Below are 25,886 nucleotides of genomic sequence, written 5' to 3'. Positions count from 1 at the left end.
ACAAGTGTTATTTGTGAGCTAGACTGAAACGAAGGGATGGTTCGCCATCCCTTTTTTAGTTGTTTTTTTCAGTTTTTATTAGGAGTGAGTATGGATACAGTCTCAAATCCGCTGAAAACCATTAAAGCGAAAGCGCCACTGTGGTTTTACTTTGTCGCAACGCTCAGTTTATTGTGGAATATCATGGGGCTGATGGCCTTTGTGATCCAAATGACCATGACGCCGGATGCCTTGGCGCAAATGAGCCCAGATCAAATCAAACTCTATGAAACCACGCCGGCTTTCGTTGATGCGATATTTGGCTTTGCTGTGGTGTCGGGCGTTCTAGGCTGCCTATTGTTGTTTTTACGAAAATCCCTTGCCTATAAAGTGCTGGTTGCCTCGCTTATCGCGGTTTTGTTGCAAATGAGCTATGTGTTTTGCATTCAACAAGCGGCTGTGGTGCTGGGGGCTGACGCGTTAATCATGCCGAGTGTGGTGGTGATTTGGGGATTGTTTCTCGTCTGGTTTAGTCGGCTGAGTGTTACTAAACAATGGTTAGTTTGAGTCTTATTTTTGCCGAGATTGACGGGACTGGCTTAGCGCAAACTAGTTGAACTTCATCCACTTCGCAGTAAACTGCTGATTGGTTTTATTGACTAGGAAGTTGCAATGAGTATTTGGTTTAGAGCTGTCACGTTAGAGGATTGCGCGCGTTTAGATGCCGGTATGGGCGGCAAAGGCACCTTGATGCAGACCTTAGGGATTGAGATCAGTGAGATTGGCGACGATTACATGAAGGCAACTATGCCAGCCAGTCCAGCAGTACATAACCCTTTGGGGATAGTCCATGGCGGCGCGAATGTCGCGCTTGCTGAAACCGTTGCTAGCTATGCGGCAAATTTCGCGGTGGATTTTGAGCAGTACTATTGTGTCGGTCAAGAAATTAACGCTAACCACTTACGGGCTTCCCGTAATGGGCTATTAACTGCCACGGCTAAGCCTATTCATTTAGGAAAACGCAGCTCTGTATGGGAAGTGTTAATCCATAACAGCGCCGGTGAACTGACCTGTATTTCACGGATGACGGCGGCTGTCGTTAAACGCTAAATGCTAAATGCTAAGTGCTAAGTGCAATAGCCCGGCCTATTTCTTGTGGTGAATGGCGTATCAATCGTTTGATTTAAATAATATATAAATAAGGATTGGATATGGATAACGCGACAATTTGGGAATGGGTTGGTTATTTAGCGTCTGTGGTCGTCGCAATATCACTGATGATGTCGAACATCAAAAAACTGCGCTGGTGGAATCTCATCGGCGCGGCTTTATTTGTGGCCTACGGCGTGGCAATTGGGGCTTATCCTGTTGCCTTAGTGAACTTTTTTATCGTGCTGATTGACACTTATTATCTGGTTAAGCTTTACCGCGAAGCCGACTCTCCCGCCAGTTAATGGCAACGCATCATCTTTCTCCGCTTGCTTGTACCGCACTTTGCTTTACAGCACTCCGCTTCATCGCAGCGAGCAGCCATGTTGGTTTTCAACCGCATCTTAAATGATGTGAGCGAATCATTGGCTGTGAGTCCGCGCAATCGTTTATCTACTTTGCTATCTCGCTTCTAATCTTTTTTGTAGATTGCATGAATCTAGTTTAATCGTTTTATTCTTTGTTGGTAATTATCTATTCTTGCTCCATCGACAACACGTCGCAGCCAAGGAGATAAACCATGGCCACCATTTACGATTTAATTGAAACCTGGTTAACCAGCAATCAAGACTAAGGAGCAGGGCATGAGTCAACAACATCAAACAAGTCAGTACTTAACGAGCCAAAGTGGTGCCCCAGTGGCCGACGATCAAAACTCACTGTCGGCGGGTGAACGTGGTCCTTTGCTATTACAGGATTGGCATTTAATTGAAAAGTTAGCCCATTTCAACCGTGAGCGTATCCCTGAACGTATCGTGCATGCCAAAGGTACCGGTGTTTACGGCACATTTACTCTGACCAAAGATTTAAGCGATTACACCATTGCCGACCATTTCAATGGCGTTGGTAAGCAAACTGAAACCTTCATTCGTTTCTCGACCGTAGGTGGCGAAATGGGTTCAGCCGATGCTGAGCGCGATCCACGCGGTTTTGGTTTACGTTTCTATACAGCTCGCGGTAATCACGATATTGTGGGTAATAATACGCCGACTTTCTTTTTGCGTGACGGGATTAAGTTCCCAGACTTTATCCATACGCAAAAGCGTAATCCCCAGACAAACTTAAAAGATCCACAAGCCATGTGGGACTTTTGGTCATTGAACCCTGAAGCCATGCATCAAGTGACCATTTTGATGTCGGATCGCGGTATTCCGGCCAACTACCGTCAAATGCACGGTTATGGTTCACACACTTTCTCGTTGTGGAATGCTAAGGGCGAGCGTTTCTGGGTGAAGTTCCACTTTAAGTCCCAGCAAGGCGTGGTCAACTTAACCAACGAACAGGCTGATAAATTAAAGGGGATAGATCCCGATTCATCACAGCGCGATATGGTGGTGGCGATTACCGATGGCAATTTCCCGCGTTGGACTGTTAACGTGCAGATCATGCCTGAGGCGGATGCCAATATTTACCATATCAATCCATTTGATTTAACTAAGGTTTGGCCACATAGCGACTATCCATTGCTTGAGATTGGGGTGTTAGAGCTGAATCGTCTGCCACAAAACTACTTTGCCGAAGTTGAGCAAGTGGCATTGGCGCCCAGCAATTTGGTTCCCGGTGTTGGAGCTTCACCCGACAAGATGTTGCAAGCGCGTTTATTTGCCTATGCTGATGCCCAGCGTTACCGCATTGGTGCCAACTACAACCAGTTACCGGTGAACTGCCCACATGCCGCTAAGGCAAATCACCATCAACGTGCGGGCGCTATGGCGGGCACACAATGTCCTTACCATGGCAGCCAAACGGGTGCCGATGCCACGGCAAACTATGGCCCGAACAGCACTGCGGATGCTCTGGTTGAACCGGTAAACTTTACCGAGCCACCACTGCGTTTAGAAGGCGAGGCGGCGCGTTATAGCCGTTATAACCAAGACGACTACACCCAAGCGGGTAATCTGTATCGTATTTTCTCAGAAGCGGAGAAAGCACGCTTAGTGGCAACGATTTCAGGCTCACTAAGTCAAACAAGCTTAGATGTGCAGCAACGTATGCTGGCACATTTCGAACAAGCCGATGCGGATTACGGTCAACGTATTAGAACGGCATTAGGATTATAAACTGCGTTTCTAAGAAGTTAAGCTTCTAAGTCGACACTGTTTATCTCAATAAAACCGTCGTAAGTAGAAAGGCCAGTGATGTTTATCACTGGCCTTTTTGTTGCGGCAATTCAAGCTTTAAAGCATTTATACCAATCACATTAAATATCTAATCAGTTCAGAGCCTCACAGGCATTTCAATCCAAGGCGCATTGACGCAGAAATGGTTATTCCCTTTTAAGTCAATGCAACACAGGAGTGGGATGCCTGTGTTGCTCCCGAAGGGCGGCTGATGTTAACGGCATGGCAACGCGCTTTATACTGCGTTTAAGGCTTTAGACAGAGCACCACTATGCCTTCAAGCCTTCGCCTTGTCCAAAGCGCGTTGAACTCCCGCTGAATGAACAGATATTTATTACGATTGGTATTAGAACAACAGAGTGACAACGCCTAAGAGTGCGAACAATACGGCGCAGCCGCGGTGTATCCACAACATAGGTAATTTTTCGGCGCTGAAATGGCCTGCGATCACCACAGGTACGTTGGCAAGCAGCATGCCTAAGGTTGTACCTGCAACCACCATAGTTAATGAATCGTATTTTGCAGCTAACACTACCGTTGCGATTTGCGTTTTATCCCCCATCTCGGCGATGAAAAACAGGATAAAGGTGGCGAGGAAGGGGCCCATTTTATAGAAACGGCTCTCTTCAGCATCGACTTTATCTGGGATTAACACCCAAAGGGCTATCGCGAAGAATGACGCGGCAACTAAATAGCGGGCAAGATCTGGGCTGACCCAGTTAATCGCCCATTGGCCAATCCACGCGGCGGCAAAATGGTTGAATAACGTTGACAGAAAAATGCCTAAAATAATGGCGGTTTTATTTTTAAATCTTGCGGCGAGAATAAGTGCAAGTAATTGAGTTTTATCGCCAATTTCGGCAATAGCAACCGTAAAGGTTGATGCAAGTAGGGCTTCCAAGTGTGATCCTTTAGGGGTGGTTAAGACATAAGCACAATAAACCGTCCACCCCTAGGTGCAGTCATTGTGCTCAGGTCTTGCTGGGCAAATCGATGATTTGCTGTGAACACCATGGCGTGTGGCCAAGTATGTTGATGTTCACCCTAGATGACGATGGCTCGAAATCCAGTTAGCTACTCCCCCGAAGCGAGGTGGGCATTATACCTAAGTGAACTTCGGTTTCAAGCACGAGTTTATCGCAGTAGGCACGAATGGATGTTTGACAGGTGTCAGAAAAATACCGCGCAACATTCTGTAATTATCTGAATGTAAATGGGTTAATTTTTTGACAGCGTTGTCTTTTGTTGCTAATTTAGCCAAGTCATTTCTACTTGATTACATACTATTAACTCGTAGTGATTCGATGACACCTACCGTATTTGGCAAACTAATTGAAAAGTTAGGACGCAAAGCTTCCGGTCTAAGGTTGTAAATGGATTTTTTAGTGAACTAAGATAGCGGAGTTGCCGCAGAATTCGATTTCTGTGAAAGATAAACGACTGCTGTTTAATGCTGTTGTTTGCCCAAATACCACTTTTATACCTAAGCCCAAGCCAATACTGGCAAAGATGGGTGCAAATGGAGTGCATTAAAGTGGCAAATCCTACTTTTTTTTCCCCTGTTTCTAAATTGAGTTTATTGGCCGCCGCAGTGATGGCGGCAAATACATTTGTGAGTATTTCTGTACAGGCACACGGTTATGTTGTGGCGCCAGAGTCACGTTCCTATGCCTGTAAAACCGGCAATAATACCAACTGTGGCGCGGTGCAATGGGAACCGCAAAGCGTTGAAGGACCATCGGGTTTTCCTGAGTCAGGTCCTGCGGATGGCAAACTGGCGAGTGCGGGTAATGGTGCTTTCTCGCCTTTAGATGAACAGAGTCCCAGCCGTTGGTCAAAGACAGATATTAAAGCGGGCTGGAATAAGTTCAGTTGGCAGTTCACTGCCAATCATGTCACCCGCAATTGGCGTTATTATTTAACTCGCCAAGATTGGAATCAAAACCAAGCTTTAAGCCGTGCGAGCTTTGACTTAGCGCCATTCTGCGTAGTCGATGGTGGCATGGTGCAGCCGCCTAAGTTAGTGACCCATGACTGTTATGTGCCAGAAGGTCGCAGCGGTTATCAAGTGATTCTAGCCGTGTGGGAAGTGGGTGATACCACCAACAGTTTCTACAATGCTATCGATGTGAACTTAGATTCGGGTCCCGTCGTACCGGGTGAATGGCTCGATGTGGGCGACATCAATCCGTCACTCGATCTCAAGGCGGGCGATAAAGTGATGACCCGAGTGTTCGATGCCAATGGTGAGCAACCGGCTAAACAAACAGTCATTACCATTAGCGATGCGACTCAAGGTGATAAACAAAATTGGCCTTTCCTATTAGCGAGCGCGATTAATGCCCAGCAGTCTCAGTTAAAAGCGGGACAAAAAAATGCATCAGGTGTGATTGAGCCTGTGTATGGCAAAAACGACATTTTTACTGCGACGACTTCAGGTATTGAGCGTGTCGAAGTGGGATTTGATCTGGCGCCCGCACCGGGCAACAGCTTAGAAGTCACTTCACTTGCCGACGATTATCAAATTATCGACGGCGCGGCGCAGGTTCGTTTTGACGTCACCAGCAATGCTGAAATGTTAGTGTCTGCGTATTTGTTTAGCCACGATGGCACGGCTGCCGGTTTTGTCAGCCAAACCGTTAACAATACCAGCGCGAGCTTAGTGTTAGACGTGGTTGCGCCTAAAGCTGGACATTATCACTTGCAGGTTAAAGCTGAGCCTAAACAAGGTGATGTTATTCAGCAGAACTTTGATCTCTTCTTAAAGGATCAAGCACCAACGCCGGAAGCGGATTTTGTCTTCCCTGAAGGGGTGAAAGGTTACGTTGCGGGCACCACAGTGTTACAGCCTAAAAATGGCAAAGTGTATCAATGTAAGCCATTCCCCTATAGCGGCTATTGCATGCAGTGGTCGGCTTCTGCCACAGGATTTGAGCCAGGTGTTGGCGCTTCTTGGACGATGGCGTGGACTGAGCAGTAAATTAACATGTTGAGTTAATCGATTCCCAACATGATGTGATTGGGCTTAAACACAGCGAATATGTTTAAGCCCATATTCAGCGCGTTCGCGACAGTCAAAATATACGTTTTACCTCGATTCACCACAATGCGGCATCCCACGTATTTCCAACAAAGGTAGCGATTTTGTTGGCTTGTATGTTTTCGTTTACCACAGCGCTATTAAGTTGTTACCGTACAGTGCGCGACTTATCTTTGTTCACAACTGGCTTGCCCACTGGGTTTGGCTCTGTTAATGTCCCAAACTATCTATTTTACCTATGTTGTTATTAGGATTATCACAATTGAAAGTCATGCCACTTTTATGCAACCGATTTAGTTAGCCTCAATGGCTACTGGGTTGAAATATTCAAAAGCTATTGGGGCCAATTGATCTGCAGGAATGAGATCCGATTGGATGCTTTTTGAAGCTGCTTTAAGTGATGTGTTGCTTATTTCGATTTAAGACGCAAGGCTTTATCGGTTCAAATCTTACTCAAATAAAATAATAATTAATCATTGAACAGGACTATTGTGTGAATTCAAAAATGTTAGGCTCGATCGCCATCGTTGCCGGGACGGCCATTGGCGCAGGCATGTTAGCCTTACCTTTAGCCACCGCGGCTTTAGGTATTATTCCAGCGTTAGTGTTACTCGTCGTTATTTGGGGCGTATCTGCCTATACCTCATTATTGATGCTCGAAATTAACTTACGCACTGGCGTAGGTGATAACGTGCATGCCATTACGGGTAAATTGCTGGGTAAAAAAGGCCAGATAATTCAAGGCGCTTCTTTCTTAAGTTTATTATTTGCCTTGACTGCGGCTTATCTAACCGGTGGGTCATCGCTATTAGTGCTTAAAGCGAAGAACATGTTCGATATCGTACTCGATAATCAAGTCGCCGTATTGTTGTTTACCTTAGTGCTGGGTGGGTTTGCGGCGCTCGGTGTGGCTTGGGTCGATAAAGTGTCCCGCTTCCTGTTTTCGTTAATGATTTTACTGCTGGTGGTTGTGGTGTTATTTCTCCTGCCTGAAGTCAGTATTGCCAGCATGGCAACGGGCGCGATTGCCGAGTCTATGACCAGCAGTTGGATGGCGGCGATTCCAGTAGTGTTTACTTCTTTTGGTTTCCACGTTTGTATCGCCACTTTAGTGCGTTATCTGGATGGTGATGCAGTTTCACTGCGTAAGGTATTGTTAATCGGTTCGACGATTCCACTCGCTTGTTATGTGCTTTGGCTATTGGTGACCTTAGGCACAGTAGGCGGCTATGAAGTGAGTGGTTTCGAAGGTTCATTACCGTCATTGGTGACGGCATTGCAGGATATTGCCCATACGCCTTGGATCAGCAAATGTATTTCGTTATTCGCCGATTTAGCCCTAGTGACCTCATTCCTCGGGGTGACCTTAAGCCTGTATGACTTTGTCGCCGAGTTAACCCGTGCTAAAGAGACGTTTGCCGGCCGTATACAGACCTGGCTGTTGACCTTCATTCCGCCAGTATTATGTGCTCTGTATCTGCCAGAAGGCTTTGTGGCGGTACTGGGATTCGCAGCCGTGCCATTGGTGGTGATGATCATCTTCTTGCCAATCGTGATGGCATTGCGTCAACGCCAAACACAACCGGGCGGTTATCAAGTGTCGGGTGGTTCTGCGGGCTTAGTGATGGCAGGTTTGTTAGGCGCTGTGATTGTGGGCGCCCAGCTATTTGTTGCAATCTAACGGCTTGGTATTTAGCTCGCAGCTAGCGTCAGCATTGTAGCGAACACCGCGGGGTAACTTTGATGGAATGTAGCTGATGGAATGTATTTGCTTTGTAAGCGAATTTTTCTGAGTCTGTTATAAAGTGTATCCGATGTGATAAAGTCAGGCCCCGGCCTGACTTTTTGCTTTTTAGGTTTTAAAGCGAGTGATGCTGGGTTTTAATACAGTGACTTAAGATAAAAACAACACGATTAAAACGAGAACATGGCCCAGCTTGCGCGTGGCTTCATTCACATAAAACGGACTTAACACAATGAAAAAATGGTTACTCACAGTTGCCGTGGCCGCCAGTTTTGGCGCTCAGGCTGACGAAGGTATGTGGCAGCCCCATCAGCTGCCCGCTATGGCCGATGAGCTTAAAGCAAAAGGGCTAGAAATTGATGCAAAATCGATTTCAAAACTCACTGAATTCCCAATGAACGCAGTGATCAGCCTTGGTGGCTGTACCGCGTCATTCGTATCGCCAAAAGGCTTGGTGGTCACTAATCATCACTGTGCCTATGGTGCGATTCAATACAACTCCACCCCAGAAAAAAACCTGCTGCAAGATGGTTTTTTAGCTAAGACCTTCGCCGATGAATTACCTGCCACACCGGGTTCACGTGTGTACGTGACCGAAGATGTGACCAATGTGACTGAGCGCGTTAAAGGCGGGCTTGAAGGCAAAATGGGCAGTGACTTCTATCAAGGCGTTGAAAGCCAAGAAAAAGCCTTAGTGGCTGAATGTGAAAAAGAAGACGGCTACCGTTGCCAAGTGTATAGCTTCCACGGCGGTCTTGAATATTATCTGGTTAAACAACTGGAAATTCGCGACGTCCGTTTAGTCTATAACCCAGCCGCTAGCGTGGGTAAATACGGCGGCGACGTCGATAACTGGATGTGGCCACGTCACACCGGCGATTTTTCTTTCTACCGCGCTTATGTGTCTAAAGCGGGCAAACCTGCCGATTTTAGTAGCGATAACGTGCCATACGAGCCAAAAAGCTTCTTAAAAGTATCGGCTAAAGGCGTGAGCGATGGCGATTTTGTCATGGTGGCTGGCTACCCAGGTCGCACCAACCGATATCGCACCGCCAATGAAGTACAAAATCAATTCGAGTGGGCTTATCCAGAAGGTAAGTTATTGCGCGAGCGCTTTATTGAGATCATTAAAGATACCGCGCCAGAGGGCAGTGACGAGCGTATTAAGTACGAGAGTCAAATTGCTGGCCTTGCAAACTACGCGAAAAACTTCACCTCGATGATCGAGTTTTATGGCAAATCCACCATGCTGGCGGACCGTAAAGCCCGCGAAGCTGAGCTTGCAGCGTGGATCGCTAAAGACAGCAGCCGTGAAGAGAAATACGGCAAAACCTTAGCAAAATTAGACGCGTTAATTGCCAAGAGTAAAGCGCATCAAGAGCGTGACATGATCTTAAGCTACATTGGTAGCACGACTATGTTGCCAACGGCGCGCAGCTTGTATCGCTTAGCGAACGAGAAACAACTGCCGGATATGCAGCGTGAACCTGGCTTCCAAGAACGTGATATGACTCGCCTCAAAGCAAGCATGGAGCGTATCGATCGTCGTTATGCGCCAAGCGTCGATAAAGCCGTGTTGTTCGATATGCTGAAACGCTACGCCGCACTGCCAGAAGACAAACGTCTACCTGCATTGGATAAAGTCTTTGGTATCGATAAGAAGTTCAGCGAAGCTAAGCTTTCGAAAATCTTAGACAAAATGTACGCCAAAACTGAGTTAGGCAAAAAAGACGTGCGTCTGGCGTGGATGGATAAATCCGTTGCCGATTTTAAAGCCTCTAAAGATCCTTTCATTCAATTCGCCGTGGCTATGTATGACACAGATATGGCTGAAGAAAAGAAAGAAAAAGAACTGGATGGCGAGCTGATGAAAGTGCGTCCTCAGTACATGAATGCCATCATTGCTTACAATCTTGAGCAAGGTAAGCCAGTGTATGCCGATGCGAACTCAAGCCTGCGTGTCACTGTGGGTCATGTGAAAGGCTACTCGCCAAAAGACGGTTTAGTGGCTGTGCCATTCACTCGCCTTGAAGGCATAGTGCAAAAGGACACAGGTGTTGATCCTTTCGATGCGCCGAAAAAAGAGTTAGAGCTGATCAAGCAGAAGCAATACGGTGATTTCTATGTGAAAGCCATCGATTCTGTACCCGTTAACTTCCTGTCGACGTTAGACACCACCGGCGGTAACTCAGGTTCACCCACCCTAAACGGCCGCGCTGAATTAGTCGGCCTGCTGTTCGATGGTGTGTATGAAAGCATTATCGGCGACTGGGCATATGACGATAACATCAACCGTTCTATCCAAGTGGATAGCCGCTATATGTTGTGGGTAATGAAGTATTTAGATCATGCCGACAATCTATTAGCTGAGATGGAAATCGTTAAGTAATCCATTGCCGCATCAGCAATGATGCAGCCTAGCGTTATTAGGATTACTGGCATTCAAGCGCAATTTAGCGCTCTTTGAATGCAGCGATAACAAGACAATAAAATAGCGATAAACTCACTGGGTTTATCGCTATTTTTTGATGCAAGGCCTTGCTGATAGCTATTGAGATTGCAGCTTTGATAGGTGCGCCATGGCATTAGCTCAACTTTTTAGCATTAGCGTAACTTGTGGATTGAAAAATATACGCAACATATTTTGGGGGCTGAAATGTGTTGGAAAGTAGTGCCGGAGGACCTGCATCTTTAGTTTTTAGTGGGCTAGCATTGGTTGGTATCCACGTATATAGGCTTGCCATGGCATTGACTCGTCGACACGCAGCAAGTCCATCCTTGGATGCTCGACCGCCCCGTCCATGGGGCGGACGGTCGTCTCGCCAATCACCATTGCTCACCTTTTGGGCACTAGTGTAACCAGTCTGTATGAAGGAGATACCTAGCAAGCTTTGGGACAAAACCTTGTTAGATAATTCACCCTTATGAGCCAGATTCGGATTAGCTATTCTATTAGTAATGCTTCGTTTGGCTACAAACTAATCAATGCTCGATATAACCAGTCGGAATAGGCATAACAGGGACATGAATCAGTTCTCTAGAGATTTGATTCATCTTAAGGGAAAAAACCGCCCCAGAATAGCCGTAAATGGGGCGCTAGAGCGGGTTTTAGCGGTTGGCGTGAATCAGTCTGGTGTAGAGTGATTCACGGGCACGATTTATAGGCAAATTGACCATTATAACACTGGACTAAGTCGTGAATTAGTTAGCTTTTTTCAACACAATTTATGTAAGTCAGAAGCAATGAGCTCCCAAGTTTCAAATACATAGTTCAAGTTATTACCAGCCAAAGACAACTGATTTTTGTCAAATGTATACATTTCCACATGATAGTCTTCAGATCGGCCTTGAACTTTGCCTATGCTCATTTTATCGGCATCATAATTTTCAATCACACCATGGGCACATATATCTCTAACTTGTGATGTACCTTTTGTCAGTCGAATTATCTCATCGAGGTCTGATATACAAGATATATCCTTTGGTAAATTTTCTTTTATATAGTTTAATTTGTCAGCCAACTTCATTAGCTTTTTGCCATTACTTTTGGTTGACTTGATAATAACTACGCACTCATCAATTTTTCTCTCCACACTTGACCACATAACTGTAATTAAACCAATAACACACAACCATGGTTCTAACATTTCTTTATTTTCTTCTAAGCTAAATGCAGAACTCATAAACACTCACTTTAATATTGGGTGATTTGCCAGCTGATTTTTGGAAAATTTAGTTACGAAAACAATGATTTTTGACCAATATAATACAAGATGATTTCTCATGCCCTTTAACGCCGAAATCAGATTTTACATCGTACAATATATTTTAGCTCCTCATGGTAATGGCACTTATAATGACCCCTATAAATGTTATTACAGCAATAAATAATGTAATTTTTTTTGAACTATTATTTATACGAAAATTATCTATTTCACGTTGTTCTTTTCTTCCTATAGCAGCATCCTCCATACTTGAAAGCCATTGTTCAACAAATAGTTTTTCATAGTCTTTATAACTACTACATTCCAACTTTTTTTTTACTAAAGAATACCCTTCAGCCTTTAACTGCTCAAAAAAAGAACGTTTAAATTCCTTAATAGCTTCCTCTTCTACACTTGTATCTTTTATGGAAATATATCCATTTTTAATTCTTCTTAGGATTCCTGGCTGTATCTTTAAAGCCATCCACTGACGAATATCTAGCGGATTTTCACCATCATTAATGGTGATTTTTCCCTCTGACGTTTCTACTTCAGTGTCCGCTGGTGCTTTATGAATTATAGTAACCATCATCAAATGCCATCCTAAATATTTAAGTTTCTATTTTCGAAGCATACCTCAAAAAAGATTCCACCACAAACATTAACACATATAAGGCATTGAATAATAACAATAAAACGATAATGTGTTTTCGCTTCTCTTGGCGCGTATTCATTAGGGCCAATATTGCTGGAAGATTAAATCTAAGTTCAGGTGTGATTAAAGTGGTTTCTAGATATAGCATTAGCCTAGCTATGCAGAATGCCGCAGAACATTTGTCTTAAGTGATTTTGGAGCAAAAATTGGTTAGCCCGACGCTCATGAAAAATGATCGCGTTCACGCGTGAACCAGACTAGACAAGTCTGATTCAGTGCAATGATTTTTGTAATCCCTCATGGTCAGGTCTTACTTTTGGGTGCCCATTACTTTATGTATCTCAAATTATCAGACAGCAAAGAGCTGACCTTCGAACCGTGGCAAGCTTTGGGGCAATAGCTTTTTAGCTGAACGAGCAGCGATAGGGTTAGTGAGGATTGGCATTGTTGCAACTGTGACCGTTAGCGGCAGAGCTGCTCTTTCATATTCGTATGATCGCGGCATCTCCACTTCTGTGTGCTATTGAAAGATGGGGGGCTTTATATTTCTCTCTTTATTTCTTCGGTGTATTTTCTGTATTTCCTTTTCAATAAAAAGTATTACTTTTATGCCGTTTAATACCTAGGTAAAAATTTTTATCGTATTATCCCATCACTATTTCTCTATCTATCTAGTTGGTTCGCGAAAGCTAGATTCCCCACAGAAAAGGATTTTTATGGGACATAAGACGTTATTGAGTGCTATATTTTTGACCGCGACCTGCGGTATCGCCACTTTTGCGGTGAATGCTGAATCGCTGTTTACTCCCTTCCCTGACTCCAAATCTCCTGAAGAAAAGCGTATCCACTTTACGCCCTTTGAGCTCATCACCGCAGTGAATGGTGACAAATTCACCGCGTTGCCAGTGTCTGGGCGGTTGACCCGACAAAGCGTTGAGCTTCCCGAGAGTTATAGTCCTGAGCATGTTATCAATAATTATTTGGCACAGCTAAAAAAGCTGAATGCTGAAGTGTTATTTAGTTGTCAGGCCGTCACCTGCGGTGATGGTCAAGCCATGCAAACTCAGCTAAAGCCGCTTAAAAGCGTGAATGCCGACTATCACAGTGCTTACGTGGCGGCAAAACTGAAAGGTACTCGCGGTGAGGTTTACACCAGTATCTATGTCGTCAATCGCGAGGACAGATATACCTATCTGCAAGTCGATATCCTCGACGCTATTCCTGAGCCGCTGGACTTAATCCAAGCGAATAGTGACTTTTTACAGCAGGCGCCGAAGAACATTGAGATTAAAGATAGGCGTAGTGACGATGCTCAAGGCTCGACAGACCATCCTTTGCTGGGACGTATGCCCGGCAGTTATATTACAAGTTACAAACAAACTAACTTTACCCAAGTGCCTGTATTAGTGGGGATCTCGGGCGCAAATTATCAAACCAAATCGCTGGACGCCAAGCTTACCCAAATAAGTTATCAGATGCCTGAAAGCTATTCGTTGTTTGAAATCAACAGCAATTATGCCGCAGCCGCACAAAAGCTGGCAGCAGAGCGGGTATTCCATTGCAAAGGCACGGCTTGCGGCGACGATGATAGCCTGATTAATGCCATCAAATTAATCAAGGACGATAAAGAGGACGAATGGCAGGAGTATCAGCTGTTTAAGCTTAGTCACGCAAAGGGCGATGTTTACTTCGATATCTATTCCCAAGGATATTTCGATGGCACACCTGCCGATACTACCCTCAGGGTAATGGAACTCTCTACTCTGAAGGATGATCGAGTGGCGATTGACCTCAATGCTTTGACCGATGCGATTAGCCAAACTGGCAAGGCGACGTTGGAGGGATTGCTGTTTGATTATGACAGTGAGCGTATGTTGCCTGAGTCCAAACCTGTACTCGACGTACTCGCAAGCTATCTTAAGCAGCATCCGGCACTGAGTTTCTATGTGGTCGGACATACCGATGACAAGGGCGAGCGGAGTTACAATCAAAGCCTGTCGGAGCGCCGCGCCGCAGCTGTGATTAAGCAGTTGAGTGACGGGTTTCAAATTCCGTCGGCCCAATTAACCGCCCACGGTAACGGGGAATATAGCCCTGTCGCCAGCAATACTAATGACGCCGGACAAAAACTGAATCGCAGAGTGGAGTTAGTACTTCGTTCCGATAAAAAGTAGCTCATATTAATAAGCTTGAAAGGGGAGCTTAGTTTTATAGAAACGCCTGAGTCATCTCAGGCGTTTCTATCTTCATTGGAGTTCATTGGAAGATATTGTTCGCGCGGGCATTTGTCTAAAATTGAGGTTAGTAGCTTGAGTGTATTCACCACTTGTCTTTCTCTAAATTGTCACTGCGGCTTTAAGCACTGCAACTTCCTTTGGGGTGAGTGGCCGCATCGCTCCTTCGGCTAAGGATTTTAGCGTTAATGTCATTAATGTGACGCGCTGTAAGTCAATCACCTTATAGCCTAAGGCGCTGGACATACGCCGAATTTGTCGATTTAGTCCCTGAGTCAGCACGATTTCAAAGCTGTCCGAACTGAGACGGCGGACTTGGCAGGGCAGGGTTTGTAGGTCTTTATAACGTACTCCACTGGCCATTTGTTCAACAAACTCATCAGTGAATGGCCGGTTGAGGCGCACATGGTAGGTTTTGCTGTGGGCAAAACTGGGGTGCATGAGTTTATGGGTCAGCTCACCATCATTAGTTAACAGCAGTAGGCCGCGGGAATCTTTATCGAGCCTGCCGACGGGATAGAGTCTTGGCGCTTTGGGAAGCAAGTGTACAAGACTCGTTTCATCCTGCTCCAGCAGGCGGCAATCTGTACCTACGGCTTTGTTCAATATCCAGTAGGCGAGGGTTTCGGTTTTTGTGATGGGTGCGCCATCAAGCTCAATACTGTCGAGGCAGTTTAATGACTCGTCCAAACGGATGGGATCTGTGTGGCGGGCGATATGGCCATTGAGTGTAATGCGTCCGGCCTCAATTAAACGGCAGGCTTCACGGCGTGAGCCAATGCCACATTGGGCGAGGTATTTTGCGAGGCGCATATCAATCCAAGGTTGATGAATTTAAACATAAAAAAAGGAGCCGAATTCGGCTCCTTCAATTGTACTTATCAGCATCTTAATTAGCTATTTCAACCTGCTGTTTAACACGCGATAAATACAGTGCGACTTATTAATGACGTTTACGGAAAATCACAATCGCAACGGCTACTACGGCTAAAATCATACAGTACCAAGCGTGTGATACCGCAGCCAATGGGGTGATGCTAAAGGTCGATGCGATCAGTAGGGCTTGTGCGCCATACGGGATCAAACCTTGGATAATACAGGCGAAAATATCGAGGACGCTGGCGGCACGTTTGGGGCTCACGCCATGTTTCTCGGCTAAGTCTTTGGCAATATCACCGGTCACAACGATAGAAACCGTGTTGTTAGCCACACAAGTGTTAGTCACTGCGACTATGCCAGCCATCCCCAGTTCTGCGGCGCGGCATGATGCTTCACCTTGTGCCTTTGAAAAACGCGTGATCAGCTTTTCAATCTGTTTGCTCACAAAGGCAAGACCACCTTGTTGCTGCATAAGTGCCGCTAAACCACCGACCAGCATAGACAGAATGAAAATCTCCTGCATATTGCTAAAGCCAGCATAAATATCTTTACCAAATTGGATCACGCCGTAATCCATAGTAAACAGACCCGTAGCGCCTGCTAATAAGATACCTAAGGTTAAGACCACAAATACGTTCAGACCCGCCACAGCTAAGATCAAAATGGTCAGATAAGGAATGACCTTAATGAGATCGATGTTCTGCGTCGCTAATTCCGCTTGGCCTTGGCCTGCAAATACAAAGGCTAACAAGGTAAGCAGTGATGCTGGGATAGCGAAAATCAGGTTTTCACGGAATTTATCTTTCATATCACACCCTTGAGTACGGGTGGCTGCAATCGTGGTATCTGAAATAATCGATAAGTTGTCACCGAATAGTGCACCAGACATTACCGCACCTGCCATCAGGGCGTAGTCGATTTGCGCTTGGTCGGCCACGCCGAGGGCGATGGGGGCGACAGCAGCTATGGTGCCCATTGAAGTCCCCATGGCTGTTGCTATAAAGGCCGCAATCACAAAGAAACCGGGTAACAACAAGTTTGATGGGATCAGTGATAAACCCAGAGCAACGGTGGCATCGACGCCGCCTGTGGCTTTAGCGACCGCCGCAAAGGCGCCTGCTAATAGATAAATCAAACACATCGCAATAATGTTGCTGTGACCAATACCGCCAATAAAGGTATCAATCGATTGATTCAATTTCTGCTTTGATAAAATCAACGCCAGAATAATCGCAGGTAAAATGGCGATAACGCTCGGTAATTGATAGAAGGCGAAGTCGACACCTTGGCTTTGGAAATACACACCCGCGCCAATGAAAAGACCAAGGAAAACAAATAATGGCAACAGGGCAATGAAAGATGCCGGACTGTGCTGTGTTGCTGGTTTTGGATTGCTCAAATGTTATCTCTCTTTCGCTTAGAGTTCTTTCCGCTGGATCCTTAGCAGTCAAACTCGCTTAAATTTAGTGTCGCTTCGGCATCGTATCTTAGCAACTTGAGGCAAAGCATATTTGATCCCCGCCAACCTGTCAATTTAGACGTCTAGATGTTTTTACTTCCGTTGTGATCGCTAGGTTATTAATAGGTTGTATAAGATGAAGATCAGTCTACATTTGAATTTATAATCAATGTGTTATCAGTTTGCATTCAGGTTAAGTTAGCGGGTTTTTATCTGATTTAGAGTGTATTGCGACTGAATGGAATAGCGTAAAATTTAAACTGTGGCCCGGGGTGATGGGATAAGTTGGCTATTTATCGCCCCATTGAGCTTGAGTCATTGATGGGTAAGTCAGCATAAATAACGTAAATGATGAGTGGCATTAATCAATAGGGCTCATTTGAGGACGTATTGACTGAGTTCGCTTGTACAGCGTTGCCATAGCAATGGCACGTCAAATAACTTTAACAAAGCCTTAATAAGCAATCTATTGTTTTTAAATGTAAAACGGTGTTAACCATCTAAAATCCCCATAAAAAATAATGATAACAATTTGTATTGAAGTAGAGACTTTACTAGAATCCGCACAAATTATGTTAATTCCTCTTAGTGCTTTGTTTAAATTTAACTGGATGAAGCGTTTATTGCTGATCCCTCAGATCTTACTACCACAGTAGGTATTATCATGATACGTCGCGCTAAGCCATTACTCGGGACGCTGGTGGAAATCGCTGCCGAGTCACTGCCACATCAAGGCGGTGAGGCACAACTTAAAGATAAAGCCTTGGAAACTGCTATAAGCGCGGCTTTTTCGCGTGTGACGCATATTGGTCGGTTACTGAGTTTTCATCAGCAAGACAGTGAGTTAAATCAACTAAATCGCCAGCCGGGGACATGGATTCGTGTAAGCCAAGACAGTTTACGAGTGCTCAAGTTAGCTAAGTGGCTAGGCAAGGCGAGCAACAACTTGTTCAATTGTACCGTCGGCGGGGAAATGATGTCCCGCGGCGCTTTGCCTGCCTATCTTGGTATGCCTTTGTTATTGCAAGGCGAGTGGCAAGATATTGAAATAAAAGATAATCAAGTGCGATTAGCTAGACCACTCATTTTGACCTTAGATGGCATAGCCAAAGGTTATGCGGTCGATATGGCGGTGAGTGAGCTGCGCCGTGCGGGTGTCGGCGGTGGTTGGGTGAATGCCGGTGGCGATTTAAAAGTCTTTGGCAGTGCCTCTTTAAATGTGCTCTGCCGTGGCCCATTGGGATTGAGCCAAAAGATCTGCGTGAGCAATATGGCGCTGGCGAGTTCGCGAGTGTCACAAACTTTAAGCCATGATTATCCGGCGTTATTACTGCCAACGGGCAATGTTACTGATGTGAATATCGATACTGAACGTGAACGTATTGTCAGTGTGAGTGCGCCCTTTGCTTGGCGCGCCGATGCGTTGACTAAGGTTGCGGGTTACCTAAGCTCTGACTCCGCCGCTGACAAAATTGCTCACTTAGGTGGTCGATTAGTCAGTTTTGATTGATGTATCTTTTGGTTGTTTTTTGCCAGTGTTTTTAATTATAAATTAAACAGTTACCGTAAGTTAGTATTAAAGGTTCGTACCGTTATTCGCGTTTTTATTGGGTGAAGCTATATCACTTGGGCTTGGTATCGTTATGGGCCTAGTATTGTTACAGTTATTCGTAAGATGCATACGGCAGTGGCGCTTGTGTTATTTTCAGGCTTTGTTTCGCATGATTCCTATTAAATTATTTCTATTAAAAAGAGTGCCTTATTGGGCACTCTTTTCGTTTTAGCTGTTTGTTGCTAGTGGCTTGTCATTAACCGCTTGTCGCTAACTATGTGTCGTTAGCAATCAGTCAGTTTAGGCGACTTTAAATCGCGCCACTTCTTTTTGTAGGTTACTGCAAATAGCCTTAGTGTTGACGACGATTTGTTGGGTCTCTTGAATGACTAAGTTGCAGTATCTTGTTTTATCGGATAATTCAGTCAAGTTACGGTTAATTTCTTCGGTTACATGGGTCTGTTCTTCGGTCGCCGTTGCCGTTTGAGTGGACATCTCACTGACCTTAGAGGTGGAGTTTAGGATTTCATCCAATGCATCTTGGGTTTGGCTGGCGAGGGTGACGGTTGATGTGGTCAGGCTGGCGCCCGATTCAATGCTTTTAACTGCATCATTTACGCCGCGTTGTAACTCTTCAATCATACGCTGAATATCTTGGGTCGAGGTTTCGGTGCGACTCGCCAGTGTACGCACTTCGTCGGCGACCACGGCAAAGCCGCGGCCCTGTTCGCCAGCGCGCGCCGCTTCAATGGCCGCGTTAAGGGCGAGTAGGTTAGTTTGCTCGGCAATAGAGCGGATCACATCGAGCACTGAGGCAATATTGGCTGAATTGACTGAGAGCTTTTCGATAACCGTTACGGCATTCTTAACCGATTCAGACAGTTGCTGAATATGATTAACGGACTGGGATAGGATATTTTTGCCTTCCACCGTTTGGTCGTTCACCTTAGTGATTTCGGTCGCCGTGTGCAGGGCATTGCTGGCGACTTCTCTTACGGCCGCACTCATTTCATTGACTGCTGTGACTATGGTATCCACAAACTGCTCTTGTTCATGGCTGATGTTGATTGTGGTGGTGGACTTAGTCGCAAGGCTTTCAACGGTGTGGCTTACATCCTTGGTTTGACCAATAATCGAGATAACCATCTGCTGCAGTTGTTCTACAAACAAGTTAAAGGCATGGGCAAGCTCACCGATTTCATCCTGTCGTTTGATGGGGATCCGCTGAGTTAAGTTACCGTCACCATCAACAATGTCATTGATCCTGCTGGTGATATCTTTAATAGCATTAACGATGATTTTAGGACCGAAGTAGGCAATCAACAGGGCGACTATGGCCACTAAGCTGGCTATGGTGAGGGATATTTGGGTTTGGGTGGTTGCCTGTTCAGTTGCTTGTAAGTCCAGCTCTTTTACGCGGTTATCGGCCGCTTCCCCAGCCGCATTGTAGATGCTTCTTAAGGCCTTAAACTCTTGCTTGGATTTGGTCTCGTGAAGCTGTTTCGCCCGCGCAAAGTCGTTACTTTTGACTGCGTTAATGACTTCAGATGAGGCTTGATACCAAAGGGAAAATTGCGCTTCAAAGCCATTGGTGGATTGCAGTACGAGCAGGTGATCTTTAAGGATTTTTTTAAACTCGCCCATTCTGTCACGGGCTTGGTCGACGTTTTCTTGCCAGTTATCAATTTCACTCTTGCGATTCTCGGCTGATAATTCTTCCCTCAATAACACTTCTTCACTGAGCTGTGCTTGGTAAAGATCGCGGTCTGCATTGAGAATTGCCGAAATCGCAGGATTAAATAACTGACTGAACTCTTGCATCTGCTTTACCGTCGCACGGCTTTGCATGGCGTCTGTGACGGCCATAACAATGAGCGCTGTCGCCATAATGGCAAACATCAACGAAAACTTAACGCGAATACTGTTAAACATAGGAACATCTCCATTAATAACTTAATAAATAGCTTAGCCGTTATTTATGAAATTGCTTTTACATGCAGTAAATTGCGGTGGGATTCAGTGCGAAGTTTTGTGCCCATTTAAAGAAGATGAATCGCCCCGACTTTGCAGCCAGGGCTTTGATATTTTAGCTTATGTTATTCGGGGCAAGCTAAGGTGGGTATGGCTTTTGGCTTAGGCTTTATCTGCACTAGCATGACGCCCATGATGACCATAGAGCCGCCAATGTAATGATAAATGGCCAAGGTTTCATCTAGAATAATGGTCGCCAGTATCGCCGCAATAATCGGCATTAAATTAAAGAACACGCTGGTGCGATCGGCGCCGAGTTTGCTGATGCCATTGATCCAAGCCCACGGTGCGAGCAGCGAGGCCGCAACTGCCGCATACAGTATCAGTGGTGCCGATTGCGTGCTGATCGCCATACTCGGGCTACTGAACAGCAGCGGTGTCAGCATAAATACAGCTATGAGTCCTTGAATATAAACCGATTCCCAAGTGGGTAGTGGTAATTGCCAGCGTTTCAGTAATACACCATAGAGTGCATATACAAAGGCGCTGATCAGCAATAACAAATCACCTTGGGTGACGCCGATGGCAAGATTCATCATATCGCCGTAGCTCAACATAAAAATTAAGCCAACGAGGGAGATCAGCGTGCCACCAAAGGTTAATGGCGACAGCTTCTGCTTGAGTAAGGGCACGGCTAAAAACAGGCTGATCATGGGCACGAGTGAGGTGATCAATGCCATATTCGTCGCCGTGGTGGTGGCCGCCGCAAAATAAGCCAGACTCTGGTTGAGCACCATACCTAGCATGGCCAAAGTCGCGAATTTAGGTAACAGCGGCAGTATCATTTGGCGCTTTTGCCACACACGACCCGCGACAAAGGGCGTTAATAGCAACATAGCGAAAAACCAACGGTAAAACGCTATGGCTTCAGGATCGATAATCCCAAATGAGAGTTTGTTAACTATCGAGTTACCTGCCCAAATTAATACGGCCAACAGGGGAAACAAATACAACATGATCTTGCCTTTCGATACTGGCTTACGTGGCTGGGCATGAATGACTGAACATAAGCGACTGAGTCTACATGGCTAACTCTAAATGACTGAGCATGAGTGACTTAGAATTAGTGACTGAGAATGAGAAATTCTGCTTATGACCTAGCACTTATGCATCCAGATAATAATTGCTGGCAATTATCCATGGTCGGTTATGATATAGATATCGCTTATCAGACAAGGTCAGTTCCCCGGCGGACAGAGTGCTATGGGATAGTAAAATCGCTTGAGCGCGATTAAACCAGTGCTATTAAATCAGGATTGCTTGAGAGCTATTAAACCAGTTGAGCACTATTAAACGAGAGAATGTATTGAGCTAGAAGGCTTTGAGGACAGACAAAATGCGTACGGTTTACCATCCCCTCACGGCAGAGCAAGGGCCAGTTGCGGATATCTTCTTTAACTATGAAGCTTTCCTGCCTAATACGGTGACGCCTAAGCATCAACACTCATGGGGACAATTGCAGTTAATCAGCGGTGGCATCATGGAATTACATGCCGCTGGGCAACGGTTTTTATCGCCGTCGCAATATGCGATTTGGGTTCCTGCGGGGATAGAGCATGAAAGTTATACTCGGCGCAGTATCCATTATTGTTCGATGAATATCGTTGCCGAGCGAGCTGCGGCGTTTCCCCTAGAGACCTGTTTGTTAGCTGTGACTCCTATTGCCCAATCGATCGTTAACGATCTGCGAGAGCGGCAAGTTCGAGTGGCAAACTCGGCGGCGGATAAGCGCCTCGTTGAGGTTTTGCTCGATCAGCTCACTATCGGCCAAGCCCTGCCGCAATTTTTGCCCACAGTTTCAGATAAACTGTTACAGCCGCTGTTGCTGGCACTCGAAGCCGATCCCGCAAGTCCTAAGACCTTTAAATCTTGGGCAAGTGAATTACATACCACAGAGCGTACCTTAGCCCGTCGTTGCCAAGAAGCGCTGGGGATGAGTTTTACCGAGTTAAGGCAAAGGCATAAGTTTATCTATTCATTACAATTGCTGCGTCAGGGACTGGCTATAAAAGAGGTGGCATTAACGCTCGGCTACAACCAAACCTCACCTTATATCGTGATGTTTAAAAAGTATGCCCAGTGCTCGCCAGAGCAGTATCGCCGTCGATTGTGATGGCGCATAGGTTTGTGTTGCAAAATGACAGTGTGTTAAGTCGAACGCTAGTCGGTGTTGTGAAGCGATAAGCTGATAAAACCGAGAAATAAAATAGGGTGCCAAAGCATTTAGCACCCTATTCTCGGCCTATTTAAAGAGAGGATTTAAGGGATTTTTACATTGTTGGATAAATTAGTCGGATGCTTTTTGGCGGTTCCGTTTATCCTGACGCTTCTCTTTTAAGGTTTTCATTGGCGATTTTTTGTTTTTTTCTTTACTCATAGATATGGCGTTGTTGCACAAATCAGTGAACTAATCGGTGTTGCCATGATCAGATCTCCTGACTCACCTTCAGGACGGCAACATGGGCAAATCAATACGTAAAATCGTTAATTGGAAGCAATACAACCAAGCGTTAGTGAACCGTGGTTCGCTCACCTTCTGGGTGGATGAAGCTGCAGTAAAAGCGTGGTACTGCCATGAGCATCATGGCGGGCGTGGACGCGGGTTTAGCTATAGTGATGTGGCGATTGAAACCGCGTTGATGGTCAAAGGCATCTTTAATTTATCGTTGCGTGCGCTAGAAGGCTTTCTCAACTCATTATTTACATTGATGAATGTTCCACTAACATCACCTGATTACACCTCTATCAGTAAACGCGCTAAGACAATCAATATCAAGTACCGCAACCCCAGTCGCGGACCGATAACGCATGTGGTTGTCGATGCCACGGGCCTGAAAGTGTTTGGTGAAGGGGAATGGAAAACGCGCAAGCATGGCAGCGAAAAACGCCGCACATGGCGCAAGTTGCACTTAGCCATAGATGCAAGCACTCACGAAGTCGTTGCAGCTGAAGTCAGTCTTGTGTCAGTAGGCGATAATGAAGTATTGCCGACCTTGCTCAATCCTTTACGGCGAAAGATAACGCAGGTATCGGCAGATGGGGCTTATGATACAAAGGGTTGTTATCAATTACTGCGACGTAAAGGCTGTAAAGCTACCATCCCACCGCGCTCAAATGCGGGGTTATGGGAAAAGGGGCATCCACGTAATGAAGCGGTAGAAGCACTGAAAGCGGGTCAGCTGAAACAATGGAAAATCGATAACGGCTATCACCAGCGCTCTCTAGCAGAGACCGCCATGGGCCGATATAAACAGTTGAATAGTCCAATGCTAAGTTTACGTGATTACAATGGGCAAGTTGCAGAGGCGTTGGCTGGTGTGAAGGCGATGAACAAAGTCATTAGACTGGGTATGCCCGTTCGCCAGCAAGTTGCTTAATCGGCAGAAGTCTTGGAACGATTACGTTCTATGAAATGATTTAATCAACAACGCCCATAGATATAGACTCCAAAGTGAAGGTCACTATCCGAATCCGCGCCGCAATTCGGTTTCGATAGTTGGGCTCAATTTTTATTTCAGGCTTAAATTGAGTCGGTTTATTTATAAAGGACACATAAAAATGAATTTAACGATTGAGGCGCCGAACCTAAACCTCTTAACCCTTTTGCTGTTTTACCTTAAAGCGCTGCCATGACTTAGTGTAAATAGTGGCAAAAGGCGTTAATTACGGTGTCAAATTCATTTAATAGCTGTCTTTAATAAATAACGCGGCCAGTTAATGACTTCAAAATAACATTCCTTCTTATTGTATTCTGTTGAAAATACCGCTAGAAGCCGCCGCTAATAGCGAGTTGAAGCATGTTGTCACGGAGTTGAACACACTTTATCTTTAAAATACGTCATCTAAAAATGGCTTAACACTTGAACGAACTTCGGAGTTGAATTCGGGCATAAGCTGCTAAATGGCCATTAAAAATAACGCTACTTGAATCAGCTGGCTACTTAGCTTTTTTAGGTTTTTTCGCTAGGCTGACATCTTTAATCATAAATAGCACCGGCTTGCCTAAAATACTCACTTCAGCCAGTTCGCCCTTTGACCGCCCAAGTAAGCTGACGCCTAAATCGGATATAACAGAGAAGCGTCCTGCACTGGGTTTGTGCTTTGGTGGATACACGAGTTCAATTTGATACTCTTGCTGATCCTGCAGATTAACTAAGCGGATCTCGCGCCCTACAGTCACTTTATCATTCGCCGTATCATGCTTGAGCTGCTCAAGCTTGCTAATCACCCCAGCCAAAGCTGTTGGGCGCAGGGAGGCATTAAAACTGTTCTGTAAATAATAGGTTTCGGTTTTTAGAATAAAATTCTGAAATAGACCGCTAAAAAATGAATATGTCATTCCTGCCTCTGAAATAACCAAGTAAAAGTACAAGCAAAGAATTTTAAAAGAGTGATAACTGTATTCAGTGCTTATTTAACAAGAGTATTAAAGTTCTGCCGAGCGCGAGTGACGCTCGGCTTAGACTGGGAATTTGAGAGAGAAACGGAATGATTTAGCCAAACAGCACGTTGAGCTAAGAGTGCTAGCTAATACATGGGAAAATAGTGATGAAAATGCAGTGACAAACATAGTTTTACATCTCCAGTCAAAAAGTGTGTGCGATGAATTGCTTTTTTAATCGTTCAATATGGCGAATAACTTAAACTTAAAGTGTTAACTAAATAAGCCATGTTTACTTGCTTGATACCATAGGCCAAGTGAAAAAATAATGCAAGCCTAACCAAGTTTATATTGCTGAGTATACTTATCTACAGTAAATGTTTTACTTAACACTAAATTAACTATTTTGATGTTAACGCTAACCTTAGTCAATTTAATCCTGGCACGCGTAAAATAAATCGAGCACTGTGAGCTTAGCGATAAAATACGCATTAAGTAAATAGCACACTAATTAACTCAAATAGCTCACTAAAATAGCTGACTCAAATAATGCACTCACTCACAATGTACGCTCGAATAATACCTTAGCTCGGTGATTGTGATGCTTAAGTATATTTTAACGCTATGCTATGCAAGCTAACTGAATTAAGCCTTAATATTCGCTTTTAAAGTTGTAAAGTACTGAGTATCCACTTAGGTGGTTAATTCCGCACCTTTCAACAGTATTTTAATGCACATGGAGACGAGGAACAGGCAGCTGACGCTCGTGCACCAAATGAGCACTAACCAGCCGAGTCGATAGCTGAGAGATTTAGTTGGGGTCGTCATGTTTATCTCCTAGGTGTTCGCCAGTGTTTCAATTCAACCTGTGTCTGAATTGAACCAGTGTTTGAATTGAA

19 protein-coding genes, 1 pseudogene and 1 riboswitch are annotated in these 25,886 nt (G+C 45.1%); of the genes and pseudogenes, 11 read left to right on the top strand and 9 right to left on the bottom strand.

Going from position 1 to position 25,886, the window contains the following annotated elements; translation table 11 throughout:
- Nucleotides 1-90: 90 nt before the first annotated feature.
- From AC5YB3_RS07260 to katB, 4 genes are all read left to right on the top strand, one after another.
- Nucleotides 91-546 carry a hypothetical protein gene (locus AC5YB3_RS07260; protein WP_172481140.1) on the top strand — a complete coding sequence of 152 codons (456 nt, stop codon included), beginning with the start codon at nt 91-93 and terminating at the stop codon, nt 544-546.
- A gap of 105 nt (nt 547-651) precedes the next feature.
- On the top strand, nt 652-1,089 hold the full coding sequence (locus tag AC5YB3_RS07255; RefSeq protein WP_006080418.1) for a PaaI family thioesterase: 438 nt from the start codon (nt 652-654) through the stop codon (nt 1,087-1,089).
- A 101-nt stretch (nt 1,090-1,190) separates the two neighbouring features.
- Nucleotides 1,191-1,433 carry a YgjV family protein gene (locus AC5YB3_RS07250; protein WP_006080419.1) on the top strand — a complete coding sequence of 81 codons (243 nt, stop codon included), beginning with the start codon at nt 1,191-1,193 and terminating at the stop codon, nt 1,431-1,433.
- Between the two features lie 339 nt (nt 1,434-1,772).
- Complete coding sequence (katB, locus tag AC5YB3_RS07245) at nt 1,773-3,248, top strand: catalase KatB (RefSeq protein ID WP_494526858.1); 1,476 nt, start codon at nt 1,773-1,775, stop codon at nt 3,246-3,248.
- A gap of 406 nt (nt 3,249-3,654) precedes the next feature.
- Here the strand turns inward: katB and AC5YB3_RS07240 are convergent, their stop codons facing one another.
- Nucleotides 3,655-4,209, bottom strand: coding sequence for a TMEM165/GDT1 family protein (locus tag AC5YB3_RS07240; RefSeq protein ID WP_006080423.1), 555 nt, complete (start codon nt 4,207-4,209; stop codon nt 3,655-3,657).
- A gap of 411 nt (nt 4,210-4,620) precedes the next feature.
- A riboswitch (cyclic di-GMP riboswitch) is annotated at nt 4,621-4,720 on the top strand.
- A gap of 122 nt (nt 4,721-4,842) precedes the next feature.
- Here AC5YB3_RS07240 and gbpA point away from each other — a divergent pair.
- The 3 genes from gbpA (at nt 4,843) to AC5YB3_RS07225 (ending at nt 10,481) form a co-directional block, all read left to right on the top strand.
- Nucleotides 4,843-6,288: an N-acetylglucosamine-binding protein GbpA gene (gene gbpA, locus AC5YB3_RS07235; RefSeq protein ID WP_494526857.1), complete on the top strand. Its 1,446-nt coding sequence runs from the start codon at nt 4,843-4,845 to the stop codon at nt 6,286-6,288.
- 565 nt (nt 6,289-6,853) lie between these two features.
- Nucleotides 6,854-8,029 carry an aromatic amino acid transport family protein gene (locus AC5YB3_RS07230; protein WP_494527171.1) on the top strand — a complete coding sequence of 392 codons (1,176 nt, stop codon included), beginning with the start codon at nt 6,854-6,856 and terminating at the stop codon, nt 8,027-8,029.
- Nucleotides 8,030-8,324: 295 nt separating this feature from the next.
- Nucleotides 8,325-10,481, top strand: a complete 2,157-nt coding sequence (locus AC5YB3_RS07225; protein WP_494526856.1) for a S46 family peptidase — start codon at nt 8,325-8,327, stop codon at nt 10,479-10,481.
- Between the two features lie 826 nt (nt 10,482-11,307).
- On the opposite strand, the gene AC5YB3_RS07220 is transcribed toward AC5YB3_RS07225, so the two are convergent.
- The gene (locus tag AC5YB3_RS07220; protein WP_107948879.1) at nt 11,308-11,775 is read right to left on the bottom strand and encodes a hypothetical protein; all 468 of its coding nucleotides are present in this window, start codon (nt 11,773-11,775) and stop codon (nt 11,308-11,310) included.
- A gap of 145 nt (nt 11,776-11,920) precedes the next feature.
- Nucleotides 11,921-12,388, bottom strand: coding sequence for a hypothetical protein (locus tag AC5YB3_RS07215; RefSeq protein WP_107948877.1), 468 nt, complete (start codon nt 12,386-12,388; stop codon nt 11,921-11,923).
- A gap of 779 nt (nt 12,389-13,167) precedes the next feature.
- Here AC5YB3_RS07215 and AC5YB3_RS07210 point away from each other — a divergent pair.
- On the top strand, nt 13,168-14,625 hold the full coding sequence (locus tag AC5YB3_RS07210) for an OmpA family protein (RefSeq protein ID WP_494526855.1): 1,458 nt from the start codon (nt 13,168-13,170) through the stop codon (nt 14,623-14,625).
- 162 nt (nt 14,626-14,787) lie between these two features.
- Here the strand turns inward: AC5YB3_RS07210 and AC5YB3_RS07205 are convergent, their stop codons facing one another.
- Both AC5YB3_RS07205 and AC5YB3_RS07200 read right to left on the bottom strand, forming a co-directional pair.
- Nucleotides 14,788-15,498 carry a 23S rRNA pseudouridine(2604) synthase RluF gene (locus AC5YB3_RS07205; RefSeq protein ID WP_494526854.1) on the bottom strand — a complete coding sequence of 237 codons (711 nt, stop codon included), beginning with the start codon at nt 15,496-15,498 and terminating at the stop codon, nt 14,788-14,790.
- A gap of 130 nt (nt 15,499-15,628) precedes the next feature.
- Entirely contained in the window at nt 15,629-16,963 is a 1,335-nt protein-coding gene (locus AC5YB3_RS07200; protein ID WP_494526853.1) for a Na+/H+ antiporter NhaC family protein, read from the bottom strand.
- Between the two features lie 724 nt (nt 16,964-17,687).
- Between AC5YB3_RS07200 and AC5YB3_RS07195 the strand changes: the two genes are divergently transcribed.
- On the top strand, nt 17,688-18,533 hold the full coding sequence (locus AC5YB3_RS07195) for an FAD:protein FMN transferase (RefSeq protein WP_432333693.1): 846 nt from the start codon (nt 17,688-17,690) through the stop codon (nt 18,531-18,533).
- 342 nt (nt 18,534-18,875) lie between these two features.
- Here the strand turns inward: AC5YB3_RS07195 and AC5YB3_RS07190 are convergent, their stop codons facing one another.
- Both AC5YB3_RS07190 and AC5YB3_RS07185 read right to left on the bottom strand, forming a co-directional pair.
- Nucleotides 18,876-20,507 (bottom strand): methyl-accepting chemotaxis protein, encoded by a 1,632-nt coding sequence (locus AC5YB3_RS07190; protein ID WP_494526852.1) that lies wholly within the window; start codon nt 20,505-20,507, stop codon nt 18,876-18,878.
- A 164-nt stretch (nt 20,508-20,671) separates the two neighbouring features.
- Nucleotides 20,672-21,562 (bottom strand): DMT family transporter, encoded by an 891-nt coding sequence (locus AC5YB3_RS07185; protein WP_494526851.1) that lies wholly within the window; start codon nt 21,560-21,562, stop codon nt 20,672-20,674.
- Nucleotides 21,563-21,942: 380 nt separating this feature from the next.
- Here AC5YB3_RS07185 and AC5YB3_RS07180 point away from each other — a divergent pair, with 380 nt between their 5' ends.
- Nucleotides 21,943-22,719, top strand: coding sequence for an AraC family transcriptional regulator (locus tag AC5YB3_RS07180; protein ID WP_011845984.1), 777 nt, complete (start codon nt 21,943-21,945; stop codon nt 22,717-22,719).
- Nucleotides 22,720-23,065: 346 nt separating this feature from the next.
- A pseudogene (locus tag AC5YB3_RS07175) lies at nt 23,066-24,027 on the top strand (IS5 family transposase).
- Between the two features lie 516 nt (nt 24,028-24,543).
- On the opposite strand, the gene AC5YB3_RS07170 reads toward AC5YB3_RS07175, so the two are convergent.
- Entirely contained in the window at nt 24,544-24,945 is a 402-nt protein-coding gene (locus AC5YB3_RS07170) for a GreA/GreB family elongation factor (RefSeq protein WP_011845985.1), read from the bottom strand.
- A 735-nt stretch (nt 24,946-25,680) separates the two neighbouring features.
- Nucleotides 25,681-25,815: a DUF2474 domain-containing protein gene (locus AC5YB3_RS07165; protein ID WP_494526850.1), complete on the bottom strand. Its 135-nt coding sequence runs from the start codon at nt 25,813-25,815 to the stop codon at nt 25,681-25,683.
- Nucleotides 25,816-25,886: the final 71 nt, after the last annotated feature.

This window comes from Shewanella sp. 1311 (genome assembly GCF_059338235.1).
This window is presented reverse-complemented; position numbering and strand designations above follow the sequence as displayed.